At 74.9% G+C, this 13252-nt stretch carries 10 protein-coding genes; 5 read left to right on the forward strand and 5 right to left on the reverse strand.

The annotated features are described in order from the left end of the window. Window positions 1–493 precede the first annotated feature (493 nt). Entirely contained in the window at window positions 494–1147 is a 654-nt protein-coding gene (locus ACYSMR_RS14760) for a hypothetical protein (RefSeq protein WP_461746205.1), read from the forward strand. A 37-nt stretch (window positions 1148–1184) separates the two neighbouring features. On the opposite strand, the gene ACYSMR_RS14765 is transcribed toward ACYSMR_RS14760, so the two are convergent. From ACYSMR_RS14765 to ACYSMR_RS14780, 4 genes are all read right to left on the reverse strand, one after another. After that, on the reverse strand, window positions 1185–1532 hold the full coding sequence (locus ACYSMR_RS14765; protein WP_251333537.1) for a hypothetical protein: 348 nt from the start codon (window positions 1530–1532) through the stop codon (window positions 1185–1187). Window positions 1533–1653: 121 nt separating this feature from the next. Beyond that, window positions 1654–3864, reverse strand: a complete 2211-nt coding sequence (gene sucB / locus ACYSMR_RS14770) for a 2-oxoglutarate dehydrogenase, E2 component, dihydrolipoamide succinyltransferase (protein ID WP_461746207.1) — start codon at window positions 3862–3864, stop codon at window positions 1654–1656. A 108-nt stretch (window positions 3865–3972) separates the two neighbouring features. After that, a complete protein-coding gene (gene lpdA / locus ACYSMR_RS14775) occupies window positions 3973–5340 on the reverse strand; it encodes a dihydrolipoyl dehydrogenase (RefSeq protein ID WP_461746209.1) in 1368 nt (455 codons plus the stop codon). A gap of 144 nt (window positions 5341–5484) precedes the next feature. After that, the gene (locus ACYSMR_RS14780; RefSeq protein WP_461746211.1) at window positions 5485–7029 is read right to left on the reverse strand and encodes a leucyl aminopeptidase; all 1545 of its coding nucleotides are present in this window, start codon (window positions 7027–7029) and stop codon (window positions 5485–5487) included. Window positions 7030–7262: 233 nt separating this feature from the next. Here ACYSMR_RS14780 and ACYSMR_RS14785 point away from each other — a divergent pair, with 233 nt between their 5' ends. The 4 genes from ACYSMR_RS14785 to ACYSMR_RS14800 all read left to right on the forward strand — a co-directional run bounded on the left by ACYSMR_RS14785 (window position 7263) and on the right by ACYSMR_RS14800 (window position 12819). After that, window positions 7263–8180, forward strand: coding sequence for a proteasome assembly chaperone family protein (locus tag ACYSMR_RS14785; protein WP_251332492.1), 918 nt, complete (start codon window positions 7263–7265; stop codon window positions 8178–8180). Between the two features lie 86 nt (window positions 8181–8266). Continuing rightward, complete coding sequence (locus ACYSMR_RS14790) at window positions 8267–9562, forward strand: MFS transporter (RefSeq protein WP_251332491.1); 1296 nt, start codon at window positions 8267–8269, stop codon at window positions 9560–9562. Between the two features lie 114 nt (window positions 9563–9676). After that, on the forward strand, window positions 9677–11080 hold the full coding sequence (locus ACYSMR_RS14795) for a DUF4192 family protein (RefSeq protein WP_461746214.1): 1404 nt from the start codon (window positions 9677–9679) through the stop codon (window positions 11078–11080). 185 nt (window positions 11081–11265) lie between these two features. After that, window positions 11266–12819, forward strand: coding sequence for an RNA polymerase sigma factor (locus ACYSMR_RS14800; protein WP_251332489.1), 1554 nt, complete (start codon window positions 11266–11268; stop codon window positions 12817–12819). 188 nt (window positions 12820–13007) lie between these two features. Here ACYSMR_RS14800 and ACYSMR_RS14805 read toward each other — a convergent pair whose 3' ends face one another. Then, on the reverse strand, window positions 13008–13208 hold the full coding sequence (locus ACYSMR_RS14805) for a DUF7455 domain-containing protein (protein ID WP_017834164.1): 201 nt from the start codon (window positions 13206–13208) through the stop codon (window positions 13008–13010). Window positions 13209–13252: the final 44 nt, after the last annotated feature.

Raw genomic sequence — 13252 nt, forward strand, 5'->3', positions numbered from 1 at the left:
GGGCCGCCGTGGGCCTCGCGGCGCTGCACGCGCTCGGCTGGTGCCACGGGCGCCTCACCGCGCGGCAGGTCCTGTTCCGGGGTGAGGGGACGGACGGCGTCACCCTGGCGGGGGCCGCGGTGCCGCCCGGCGGGGGCGGCGGCCGCCCGGAGGACGACGTCCGCGCCCTGGGCGTCGTGGCGTGGACGGCGCTCACCGGCCGGGTGCCGGGGCCCGACGGCCACCGCGTGCCGCTGGCCCTGCTGTGTCCGGCCGCCCCGCCGGAGCTCGTCGGCGCGGTGCAGGCGGCCCTCGCGGTCGAACCGGCCGACCGGCCCACCGCGGCGGCGCTCGCCGCGGGGGCCGCCGCGTCCCCGGCCCTTGGGTCCGGGCGGGCGGCGCCGGGCCGGGCGGTGCCGGGCGGGGTGGACACCGGCGCCCGGCGGCCGGGGCGTGCGCGTCGGGCGGGGGCCGCGCGCGGGCCGGCGCCCGGCGGTGGCGCGGGCGCCTGTCGGTGGCGGCCGCCCTGGTGCTCGCCGCCGCTGCCGCGGGCACGCTGCTGGTGCCCGAGGAGGACGGCCGGTCCGCTCCCGGGAGCCCGCCGGTCCCGGGATCGTCCGCGACTCGACCGGCCGGTGTCCCCGGGGCCGCCGGGACGGGGCCGGCGGAGGACCATGACCCCGGGCACCGGTCGGCGGAGGACACGCGGACGGGCCGGGAGGCGGACGGCGCCGTGGCGGACGGGGCCGGCGAGGCCCTGCGGGAGCTCGTGGCGCGGCGGGGGCGGGCCCTGCGCACCGGGGACGCCCGGATCCTCGAGGAGGTCTACGCCCCCGGCAGCGCGACCCTGGCGGCGGACCGGCGCACGCTCGAGCGGGCGGACCGCGGCGGCGGGGACCCGTTCGCCGGACTCGTGCTGGAGGTGGCGGCGGTGCGCCCGGCGGGTCCTGCCGCCCCGGCAGCCGGCGTCGTCGAGGTCGTGGCCGAGGTCCGCACGCACGGCTACCGCGGGGACCCGGGCGCCGCCCCGTCCGTGGTCCCGGCCGGGGACGACTGGGTGCAGACCGTCGACGTCGTCCTCGTGCGCACCGCGCAGGGCTGGCGGCTGCGCGACGTGGCACCCGCTGCTGCCGCCGGGGACCCGGCGACGCAGGACCCCCGGCGCTGACGGGCAGCACCGGGGGTCCGGACGGGGCGGAGCGGGATCACCAGAGCGTGGCGACCGCCATGTTGATCAGCGCGGACCCGCCCACGGCATGGGCCAGGCCGGTCGAGACCGTCTCGCCGCGCCTGGTCCTGCGGTGCCCGACGAACGCCGCGACCGCCACCACGAGGGCGATGAGGAGCTTGACCGTGATCTTCGTGCGGTTGACCTCGCCGTCGCCCATCTCGTGGATCCCCACGAGCAGCACCCCGGTGACCAGGCTCAGCAGGGACGCGTGGAACTGCCCCGGCGAGACCGTGGGAAGCTTCAGGGTGTAGATCCACGTGCCCACGATGATCGCGGCGCCGACGAGGTGCAGGAAGACGAGGAGTCCGGTCAGGAAGGTCATGCTCCGAGCCTATCGGAGCCGTCCGGGACGACGGCGGGAGGGCGTGCCCCTGTGGCCAGGAACACGCCCTCCCGTGCTGCGGTGGTGCCGCCGCGTCAGCGGCCGGCCGTCAGCCGAGTCCTCAGAGCCCGACCTCCGACTCGAACCGGCCCTCCTCGAGGCGCGCCTTGAGCGCCTGGAGGAAGCGGCCCGCGTCGGCGCCGTCGACGAGACGGTGGTCGTAGGTCAGCGCCAGGTAGCACATCTGACGGATGGCGATCGTGTCGTTGCCGTCGGCGTCGGCGACGACCATCGGCCGCTTCACGATCGCGCCCGTGCCCAGGATGGCGACCTGCGGCTGGTTGATGATCGGGGTGTCGAACAGGGCGCCGAAGGAGCCCAGGTTCGTGATCGTGAAGGTGCCGCCGGTGAGGTCGTCCGGCGTGATGTTGCCCTCCTTGGCGCGCGCGCCCAGGTCCGCGATCTGCTTGGCCAGGCCGCCCAGGTTGAGGTCCCCGGCGTTCTTGATCACCGGCACCAGCAGGCCCTTCGGGGTGTCCACCGCGATCGCGATGTTCTCCGAGCCGTTGTAGACGATCTCCTTCTCGGCCTCCTTGAAGGTGGCGTTGAGCTTGGGGTGCGCCTGCAGGGCCTCGGAGACCGCCTTCGCGAAGAACGGCAGGTAGGTCAGCTTGGCGCCCTCGCGCTGCTGGAACTTCGCCTTGGCCCGGTCGCGCAGCACGGCCACGCGGGTCATGTCGACCTCGATGACCTGCGTGAGCTGCGCCGACTCCTGGAGGGACTCGCGCATGCGCTGGGCGATCGTCATCCGGATCCGCGGAGCCTTCTCCGTGGTGCCGCGCTTGGCGTCCGGCTTGGGGGCCGGGGCCGCCTGCGGGGCCGGGGCGGCCGCTGCCGCGGGGGCCGGGGCGGCCTGCGGCGCCGGGGCGCTGTCCTTCTTCTTCTGCTCGGCGGCGGCCAGCACGTCCTGCTTGCGGATCCGCCCGCCCACGCCGGTGCCGGTGAGGGCGGAGAGGTCGATGCCCTCCTTCTTGGCGAGCTTGCGCACCAGCGGCGTCACGTACGCGGTGCCGTCCCCGGAAGGGGCCCCGACGTTCTCGGTCCGGGCGCCGTCGCGCTCGGCGGCGTCCTGCTGCTCCTCGCCGGAGGTCTCCGCGAGCACGGGCTCGTCGGTCTTCACCAGGGCCTCCTCGCGGGAGGTGGCGGGCTCCGGCGCGCCGGCGGCCGTGCCCTCGTAGCCCTCGGCGCCCGCCGCGGGCCCGGCGGGCGACTGGGCGGGAGCGGTCTGCTGCGCAGCGGGGGACTGCTGCGGGGCGGGGGCGCCGGAGCCGATGACGGCCAGGACCTGCCCGACCTCGGCGTCCTCGTCCTCCTGGACCCGGATCTCCAGCAGGGTGCCGGCCACGGGGGAGGGGACCTCGGTGTCGACCTTGTCGGTGGAGACCTCCAGCAGCGGCTCGTCGACGGCGACGTCGTCGCCGACCTGCTTGAGCCACCGGGTCACGGTGCCCTCGGTCACGGACTCGCCCAGGGCGGGCAGGGTGATCTCGGTGCCCTCGCCGGTGGGCTGGGCCTGGGGGGCCTGCTCCTGCTGCGGGGCCTGCTCCTCGGCGGCCACGTCGGTGGTCTCCGGGGTCGCGGCCTCGGTGGCGGCGTCCTCGATCCGCTGGCCGGAGGGCTTGCCCGGCTCGGGGGACTGCTGCGGGGCGGGGGCGCCGGAGCCGATGACGGCCAGGACCTGCCCGACCTCGGCGTCCTCGTCCTCCTGGACCCGGATCTCCAGCAGGGTGCCGGCCACGGGGGAGGGGACCTCGGTGTCGACCTTGTCGGTGGAGACCTCCAGCAGCGGCTCGTCGACGGCGACGTCGTCGCCGACCTGCTTGAGCCACCGGGTCACGGTGCCCTCGGTCACGGACTCGCCCAGGGCGGGCAGGGTGATCTCGGTGCCCTCGCCGGTGGGCTGGGCCTGGGGGGCCTGCTCCTGCTGCGGGGCCTGCTCCTCGGCGGCCACGTCGGTGGTCTCCGGGGTCGCGGCCTCGGTGGCGGCGTCCTCGATCTGCTGGCCGGAGGGCTGCGGGGATCCGCCGGAGCCCGAGCCGTCGCCGATGACGACCAGGGGCGCGCCGACCTCGACGTCCTCGTCCTCCTGGACCAGGATCTCCTCGATCACGCCGGCCACGGGGGAGGGGATCTCCGTGTCGACCTTGTCGGTGGAGACCTCGACCAGGGGCTCGTCGACGGCGACCTCGTCACCGACCTGCTTGAGCCACCGGGTCACGGTGCCTTCGGTCACGGATTCGCCCAGGGCGGGCAGATTTACGGTTTCTGACATGGTCCGACCGTCTTTCTTTCGGTGCCTTCGTTGGTGCGGTCCGGGTGGTGGGCCCGGTGCCGGGGTGCGGGGGGAGGTCCCGCCCGCCGGGGCGGGACCTCGGCGGGGTCAGCCGTGCAGCGGCGCCCCGGCGAGCGCCATGGCGGCCTCGCCGATGGCCTCGTTCTGGGTGGGGTGCGCGTGCACGAACGCGGCGACGTCCTCGGGGTAGGCCTCCCAGTTGACGATGAGCTGGCCCTCGCCGATCTGCTCGCTGATCCGCTTGCCGATCGCGTGGAAGCCGATGATCGGGCCGTCCTTCTCGCGCACGAGCTTGATGATGCCGCCGGTGCCCAGGATCGAGCTCTTGCCGTTGCCGGCGAGGTTGTACTCGGCGACCTCGACGTTGTCCGCGCCGAACTTCTCCTTGGCCTTGGGCTCGGTGTAGCCCACGGAGGCGATCTCCGGCTCGGTGAAGGTCACCTTGGGGATGTTCACGTCCTCGACGATCGCGGGGTTGAGCCCGGCGATCTCCTCGGCCACGAAGCGGCCCTGCTGGTAGCCGCGGTGGGCCAGCTGCACGCCGGGGACGATGTCGCCGATCGCGTAGATGTTGCCCACGCCGGTGTGCAGGCGCTCGTTGGGGGTGACGAAGCCGCGGTCCATCGGGATGCCCTGCTCCTCGTAGCCCATGCAGGCGGTGTTGGGCCCGCGGCCCACGGCCACCAGGACGATGTCGGCCTCGAAGACCTTGCCGTCGGCGAGGGTGACCTTCGCGCCGTTGTCGTCCTGCTCGACCTTGTCGAAGAAGGTGCCGAGGTTGGACTTGATGCCGCGCTTCTTGAACTCGCGCTCCAGGACCTTGATGAGGGCGGGGTCCTCGTTGGCCACGAGGTTGGGCAGGCCCTCGATGATGGTGACGTCCACGCCGAAGGAGTTCCACATGGACGCGAACTCGCAGCCGATCACGCCGCCGCCGAGCACGATCGCGCTCTTGGGCACGAAGTCGATCTCGAGGGCCTCGGTCGAGGTCATCACGCGCCCGCCGATCTCCACCCCCAGGGTCTTGGAGACGGACCCGGAGGCCAGGACGATGTGCTTGCCGGTGTAGGTGGTGCCGTCGACGTCGACGGTGTTCTGCCCGGTGAGCCGGCCGACGCCCTCGATGACCGTGACCTTGCGCATCTTCATGAGCCCGGACAGGCCCTTGAACTTGCCGGCGACGATCTTGTCCTTGTACTCGCGCACCGCGGCCATGTCGATCGACTCCAGCGTGGTGTGCACGCCGTACTTGGCGCCCTCCCGGGCGTTCTCCGCGAGCTCGGCCGAGTGCAGGTACGCCTTGGTGGGGATGCAGCCCCAGTGGAGGCAGGTGCCCCCGAGCTTGTTCTTCTCGACCAGGCCCACCGTGAAGCCCAGCTGGACGGCGCGCAGCGCGGCGGCGTAGCCGGCGCTGCCCCCACCGAGGACGAGGATGTCGAATTCGTTGTCGGCCACGTGTTTGGCTCCCTTGCGCGTTGACGTCGGGACGGGCGGGTGGCGCGCCGTCCTGGACCGGTGTTGTGTCGTCCCTACCTTAGCCCCACCGCCCAGCGACTGCCCATGCAGGCAACCGCCGGGCGGCGGGGGTGTCGGCGGGGCTCAGCCGCGGTCCGCGGCGGCGTTCTCGAGCAGCCGGACGAGGGTCCGCACGCCCGCTCCGGTGCCCTCGGCGGGGGTGTACCCGTACGGGGAGGACTCGTTGAAGGAGGGCCCCGCGATGTCGATGTGCGCCCACGGGACGCGGGCGCCGTCGGCCCCCGCGACGAACTCGCGCAGGAACAGCCCGGCCACCAGCATCCCGCCGTGCTTGTCGCCCACGTTCTTGAGGTCGGCGACCTTGGAGTCCAGGGAGGCGCGCAGGTGCTCCGGCAGGGGCATGGGCCAGGCGTCCTCGCCGGCGCCGCGGGCCGCCTCGGCCACCGCGGTGCGCAGCGACTCGTCGCCCATGACCCCGGAGGTGCGCGTGCCCAGGGCCACCATCTGCGCGCCCGTGAGGGTGGCGATGTCCACGACGGCGTCCGGGGCCTCCTCGCACGCGGCCACGAGGCCGTCCGCGAGCACGAGCCGGCCCTCCGCGTCGGTGTTGAGCACCTCGACCGTGCGCCCCCCGCGGATCGTGATCACGTCGCCGGGGCGGGTGGCGGTGGAGGAGGGCAGGTTCTCGGCGAGGCACAGCCACCCGGTGACCTTCACGGGCAGCCCGAGCTCGGCGGCGGTGAGCACCGCCGCGAGGACGGCGGCGGCCCCGGCCATGTCCGACTTCATGGTCATCATCGAGGCCGGGGGCTTGAGCGAGAGGCCGCCGGAGTCGAAGGTGATGCCCTTGCCCACGTAGGCGTAGTGCTTCGCGGCGCGGGCGGGGGAGTACTCGAGCTTCACGAGGCGGGGCCCGTGCACGGAGCCCTGGCCGACGCCCAGCAGCCCGCCGTAGCCGCCCTTGGCGAGGTCCTTCTCCGCGAGCACCGACACGGAGACCTTCGTGCCCTTCGCGGCCTGGCGGGCGTAGTCGGCGACGGTCTCCGGGTAGACCACGTTGGGGGACAGGTCCACGAGCGTCCGGGCCGCGCGCACGCCGCGCCCCAGGGCGGCGGCGCGGTCGAGGCACCGGCTCAGCGCGGCGCGGGCGACGTCGGGGGCGTGCACGACGGCGGAGGCCAGCGGGGCCTTCACCGACCCGGCGGTCGCGGCCCGCTGGTGGGCGAACGCGAAGGCCCCGAACGCGGTGCCCTCGGCGACCGCCGCGGCGTCCTGCTCGGAGGCCACCGGCAGGGCGAGCACCGCGGAGTCCGTGCCGGCGAGCCGGCGCACCGCGGCCCCCGCGGCCCGGCGCAGGGCCTCGGCACGGGCGGCGCCGTCCTCGGGCAGGGCGCCGAGGCCGGTCAGGACCGTCACCGCGAACGGGAGCCCGGACGGGGCGGGGAGCACGGTCACCTCGTCGGCGGCCCCGCCCACGCGCAGCACCTCGGCCGCCTCCACCACGGCGGAGAGCCGGCGCTGCTCGCCGGCGGGGAGCACCACGCGACCGGTGCCGCCCGCCTTCTCCACGCCGAGCACGAGGGCGTGCGCCGGCGTGCGGGACAGGGACTTGTGGGTGGCGGTGAGCTCGATCCCCCGGGGCTCGAGCAGGGCCTGTACGTCGGGCATGGGTCGTCCTTTCGCTGGCGGTCGCTGAGGCACGGCCCGTCCGGGCCGCGGCGGGGCCGCTCCCGGCGTCCCGCGCCCGTCCGGCGGGCGTCCCGTCGATCCTATCCCCGGCGCGCCGGCGGGACCGGGAGCGGCTACCGGTCGGGAATATGCGGGCGCGCGGGCGGGTTGAAATCAACCGAGGTGCGGCCCGCCGGCCGCGCCCCGAGGACCGACCACCAGGAGGAGACGCCGTGCTGGACCCCACCTCGCTGTACCTGAGCAACCCCGCGCTGCTCGAGGACGCCCGGGTTCGTGGCCTGCCGCTGATCGTCGCCCTGTCCGGCTACGCGGAGGCGGGGCACGTGGCCGCCCAGATCGAGCACACCATCACGGAGGCGCTGCCGCACGAGGCCGTCGCCCGCTTCGACCTCGACCAGCTCTACGACTACCGGGCGCGCCGCCCGCACGTGAGCTTCGTCGAGGACCACTTCGAGCGCTTCCAGCACCCCGAGCTGTCCCTGCGCCTGGTGACGGACGCCCTGGGGCGCAGCTTCGCGCTGCTCACCGGCCCCGAGCCGGACCTGCAGTGGAACCGGTTCACGGAGGCGGTCGTCGGTCTGGCCCGCCGCATGGACGTCTCCCTCGTGGCCATCGTCGCCGGCATCCCGATGCCGGTGCCGCACACCCGGCCGGTGCTCGTGTCCGTGCACGGCAGCCGGGCGGACCTGCTGCCCACCAAGCACCCCTGGAAGCCCGTGGTCGAGATGAGCGGCTCCGCCGCCCAGCTGCTCGAGATCCGGCTGACCGAGGAGGGGATCGACAACATCGGCTTCACCGTGCACGTCCCGCAGTACCTCGCGGAGGCGCACCTGCCCCACGCCGCGGTCGCCGCCCTCGAGCACATCAGCGCCGTGACGTCCCTGACCCTGCCCTCGGACCAGCTGCGCGAGGCCGCGCGGGACATCGAGCGCCAGATCGACCACCAGGTCGGTGCCTCCCCGGAGGTGCAGGCGGTCGTGGCGGGCCTGGAACAGCGCTACGATGACGTCGTCGACGCCTCGGCCCCCCGGTCCCTGCTCGTGGGGGACGAGTCCGACCTCCCCGACGCCGACGAGATCGGCGCCGCGGTCGAGGCCTTCCTCGCCGCCCAGGAGGACGAGCAGGACTGACCCGCCCGCGGCGGCCCGCCGTCGTCCCGGGACGGCGGTGCCGTTCCCGGGCGTGGGCCCGGGCCCCCGTCCCGAGAGCGGAGCGCATGAACTTCCACCGGTCCCGTCCCCGCGAGCCCGGCAAGGACTCCCGCTCCGCCTACCTCGTCTTCGGCATCGGTACGTTCGCCTACTTCAGCGCCGTGGCGCAGCGCACGAGCTTCGGCGTGGCCTCCGTGGACGCCGCCGAGCGCTTCGGCACCGCGGCCTCCGCCCTGTCGATGTTCTCCCTCATGCAGGTCCTCGTCTACGCCGGCCTGCAGATCCCCGTGGGCGTGCTCGTGGACCGCGTCGGCTCCCGGGCGATGGTCGCCGCCGGAGGCCTCCTGATGGTGGCCGGCCAGGTGGTGCTGGCGCTCGCGGACACGGTCGCCGAGGGGGTCGGCGGCCGCGTGCTCGTGGGAGCGGGGGACGCCGCGACCTTCGTGTGCGTCATGCGCCTGATCCCCGCCTGGTTCTCGGCCCTGCGCGTGCCGCTGCTGACGCAGCTGCTGGGCGTGGTCGGCAACATCGGCCAGCTCGTCTCCGTGATCCCCTTCGCGTGGGCGCTGGAACGGGCCGGCTGGTCGCCGTCGTTCGTGGCGCTCGCGGCGCTGGCACTGCTGGCCACGGTGCTCTCCGCCGCGGTGCTGCGCAACGCCCCGCCGGGCGTCCAGGTCCTGGACCCGGCGCTCGGGCTGCGCCGCACCGGGCGGGTGCTGCGGGAGAGCGTGGCCGAGCCGGGCACCCGCCTGGCCTTCTGGGTGCACTTCACCACCCAGTTCGCCGGCAACACCTTCGCGCTGATGTGGGGCTATCCCTACCTGGAGTACGCGCAGGGCCTGGGCGACGCCACGATCTCCGTGGTCATGACGTCGTTCGTGCTCACCAACCTGGCCGTCGGCCTCGTCCTGGGCGGGCTCACGGCCCGGCACCCGGGCCGCCGCGCCCGGCTGGCGCTGACCGTCACGGGGATCGTCTTCGGCACGTGGACGGTGCTCCTGCTGTGGCCGGGGACCGCCCCGGCACCGGTGGTGCTGGTCGCCGTGTGCGTGATCGCGATCAGCATGCCGGCCTCCATGATCGCCTTCGACATCGCCCGCAGCTTCAACCCGCCGCGCCGCACGGGCACGGCGGCCGGGATCGTCAACGTGGGCGGCTTCGCCGCCACGGTCCTCGCGATCTTCGGCACCGGGCTCGTCCTCGACCTGCTGCACGCCGCCGGGTTCCGCGACGAGCTCTACGCCCCCGACGCGTTCCGGCTGGCCGTCGGCGCGCAGTACCTCGTCGCGGCGCTGGGCGTCGCCGGGCTGCTGGCCACCGCCCGCCAGGTCCGGCGCCGCCACGGGGCCGGCGCCGCCTGAGCGCCCGGCCCGGCCCGCGGCGTCCGTCCTGCACTACCCGCCCGGGGCCCGTTCCCGTCCCCAGCCGGGGTCCGCACCGGGGACGGCGGGCGCACGATCGCCCACCCTGGGCCCATGAGAGAGCACCCCACCCGTGACCCGTTCGTCCCCGTCGTCCGGTGCGCCGCCGACCTGCTCGCCGTGGTCCCGCACACGCTCGGCTACTGGCCCGCCGACTCCCTCGTCCTGTTCGCCGCCGGCGCGGCCGCGGCGGGCGCGTGCGTGCGCGTCGACCTGCCGCAGGACCCCTCGGACGGGCCCTTCGCGGAGGCGTTCGTGGACGAGCTCGCCGAGCTCGTCGGCCACGACGCCCTCAGCGACCGCGTCTTCGTCATCGTCTACACGGACCCGCCCCCACGGCAGGAGCGGGCCGTGCCGCCGCGCGTCCGGGGCGTGCTCGAGCTCGTGGACCGGGCCGCCGGCCGGGCGGGCCGGCGCACGGCCGCCCGGTGGATCGTGGCCGGCGAGCAGTGGTGGCCGGTGGACGACCCGTCAGACGTCCAGGACGTCGCCGTCATCCAGGACAGCGCCGTCAACGCCGCGCTCGTGGCCTCCGGCAGCTCCTACGCCGCCGCGCCCCGGCAGGCGATGGACCACGAGTACGGCGACCTGCCGGCCGGCACCGTCCGTGACGTCGCAGGGGCCGCCGCCCGCTGGCTGCGCCACGGGGCCGGCACCTGGCACCACCTCGACCGCCTCGCCCGGTCCCTGGGCGCGTGGCACGACGTGCTGCGGCTGGTCGGGGACGCCCGGCAGGAGTGGGTCGCCGCACTGCTCGGGCTCGACGACGACCTCCTCGGCTTCCTCGCGGCCGGGCTCGCGGACCCCGTGCTCGCCGACCTGCTCCTGGCCACCGGGGCGACGGGTGACGTCGACGGCGTGCTCTCCGCCGCCGACCTCTGGGGCGAGCTGTGCGACGAGGCCCGCGGGGACGCCCAGGACCCCGGCGGGGAGGACCCCGGCGGGGAGCCCACCGGGCCGACCCTCGCCCCCACCCCCGCCGGCGTGCCGCCGGTGCCCCCCGGCCCCGGCGGCGGGCCCCTCGGCGCCCGCCCGCGGACCGAGCCCGGCGCCGGGGAGCTGATCCTGCTGACGCGGGTCCTCGCGGGGGAGTGGGACGGGACCCCCGACTGGGCCCGGCTCGACGCCCTGTACCGCGTGCTCCTGGCCCTGACCTGGCTGCTCGGACCGGCCCACGCGGTCCGGGCCCGGCGGGACACCGGTGCCGGGGTCCCGCCGCAGGCGGTCCCGACCGCCCGGACGGAGCGGGCCCGGGAGCGCGCGGCGCTCGCGGGCGTGCTCGTCGAGCTGGCCCAGCTCAACCGCTTCCGGGCGCGCGGCTCCCACACGGCGCACTTCGTCCGGCGGGCCACCGCCCTCGTGCCGGGCCACCCGGCGGCGCTGCGCGTGCTCCGCCTCGCCGACGCCCGCCCCGTGCCCGTGTGGGCGCGGGACCGCAGCACCGCCTGGCACGCCTGAGCCCCGCGACGCGCTTTTCCGCGGTCCGTGCGCGGGCCGGGAACAAATCCCGGGCACCGGTCGTTCCGCCTCTCAGGACCCTTCAAGCCCACCGCGCCGGACGTTGCCCGGAGCACGGACTTGACAGGGTCATAGGCGTGTTGCCCCGAGGGTGGGCGCCGTGACCGTTCAACGAAAGGCTCTCAGTGTCACCTGCCGCCAGCAAGAAGACGACGGACACCGCGGTCGAGGCCCCGGCCGCCGGGACCGAGGCCACGGGCACGTCCCCGCGGGCGAAGACCGCCGCGGCGAAGTCCACCGCGGCCAAGAAGTCCGTGGCCGCCAAGAAGACGACGGCGACGAAGTCCACCGCCGCCAAGTCGACCGCGGCCCGGAAGACCACCGCGGCCCCCGCCGCCCCGAGGAGCGCCGCCTCCCGGACGACCCGCAAGACCACCGCCGCGCCGGCCACCGCCGTGGACGCCACGGCCGAGGACGTCACCCCCGACGCCGAGGTCGCCGACGAGCCGGCCGCGGCCCCCGCCCGGAAGGCGGCGAGCCGCAAGAAGGCCGCCGCCCCGCGCAAGAAGGCCGCCAAGGACGCCGGGGCCGACGTCGAGGACGACGCCGTGGTGGACGCCGACGCCGACATCGAGGTGGACTTCACCGACGAGGCCGGGGTCGTCGACCCCGACGTGGACGAGGACGAGGAGACGGAGGCCGAGGACGAGGCGGACGCCGAGGAGCAGGCCCCGGCCCCGGCGCCCAAGGACGAGAAGACCTCCGGCTTCGTCATCACCGCCAACGACGACGACGACGCCCCCGCCCAGCAGGTGGTCTCCGCCGGGGCGACCGCCGACCCGGTCAAGGACTACCTCAAGCAGATCGGCAAGGTCGCGCTGCTGAACGCCGAGCAGGAGGTGGACCTGGCGCTGCGGATCGAGGCCGGCCTCTACGCCGAGCACAAGCTCGCGGAGCAGCTGGACTCCCTCGACCCCCAGACCCGCAAGGAGCTGCGCTGGGTGATCCACGACGGCAAGCGGGCGAAGAACCACCTGCTCGAGGCCAACCTGCGCCTGGTCGTCTCCCTCGCCAAGCGCTACACCGGCCGCGGCATGCTGTTCCTGGACCTCATCCAGGAGGGCAACCTCGGCCTGATCCGCGCGGTCGAGAAGTTCGACTACACCAAGGGCTTCAAGTTCTCCACGTACGCGACGTGGTGGATCCGCCAGGCCATCACCCGCGCCATGGCGGACCAGGCCCGCACCATCCGCATCCCGGTGCACATGGTCGAGGTGATCAACAAGCTCGCGCGCGTCCAGCGGCAGATGCTGCAGGACCTCGGCCGGGAGCCCACCCCGGAGGAGCTGGCCAACGAGCTGGACATGACGCCCGAGAAGGTCGTCGAGGTGCAGAAGTACGGCCGTGAGCCGATCTCGCTGCACACCCCGCTCGGCGAGGACGGCGACTCCGAGTTCGGCGACCTCATCGAGGACTCGGAGGCCGTGGTCCCCGCGGACGCCGTGAGCTTCACGCTGCTGCAGGAGCAGCTGCACTCGGTCCTGGACACCCTCTCCGAGCGGGAGGCCGGGGTCGTGGCGATGCGCTTCGGGCTCACCGACGGCCAGCCCAAGACCCTCGACGAGATCGGCAAGGTCTACGGCGTGACCCGCGAGCGGATCCGCCAGATCGAGTCCAAGACCATGTCGAAGCTGCGCCACCCGTCCCGCTCCCAGGTGCTGCGCGACTACCTCGACTGACCGGTCCCGCCCCTCCCCGGTCCGCACGGGCGGGGCGGGCCGGGCGCCGGCCGCCCGCGGCGCCGGGGCCCGGCCCCGGGCGACCGGCAGGGCCGTCCCGCCCCGTCACGCACGGAGGGCCCCAACACCAGGTGTCGGGGCCCTCCGTGCGTGCGCCAGCCGTTCAGCGGCCGGTCGCCGTGGGGTCGTCAGGAACCGATGCGCTCCGTCTCGTCCTGCCAGGTGGCCGCCAGGGGCCGGAGCTTCTGCTCGTTCTTGCGCGCGTGGTGGGCGCAGAAGAGCAGTTCGCCGCCCGTGGACTCGAGGATCACTCGGACGTAGGCCTGGGCGCCGCACGCGTCGCAGCGGTCGGTCGCATTCAGTTCTCGGCTTTCCAGTGTTGCGTTCACGGGATCCTCCTCCTGTGTCGTACGCGATGCACCGTGGGCGCTGG

It is taken from the genome of Kocuria sp. U4B, assembly GCF_054875615.1.

Coding starts and splice junctions, on each gene's coding strand:
- ACYSMR_RS14790 (WP_251332491.1), top strand. CDS start 8,267: ATGAACTTCCACCGGTCCCGTCCCCGCGAGCCCGGCAAGGACTCCCGC.
- ACYSMR_RS14795 (WP_461746214.1), top strand. CDS start 9,677: ATGAGAGAGCACCCCACCCGTGACCCGTTCGTCCCCGTCGTCCGGTGC.
- ACYSMR_RS14765 (WP_251333537.1), bottom strand. CDS start 1,532: ATGACCTTCCTGACCGGACTCCTCGTCTTCCTGCACCTCGTCGGCGCC.
- ACYSMR_RS14780 (WP_461746211.1), bottom strand. CDS start 7,029: ATGCCCGACGTACAGGCCCTGCTCGAGCCCCGGGGGATCGAGCTCACC.
- sucB (WP_461746207.1), bottom strand. CDS start 3,864: ATGTCAGAAACCGTAAATCTGCCCGCCCTGGGCGAATCCGTGACCGAA.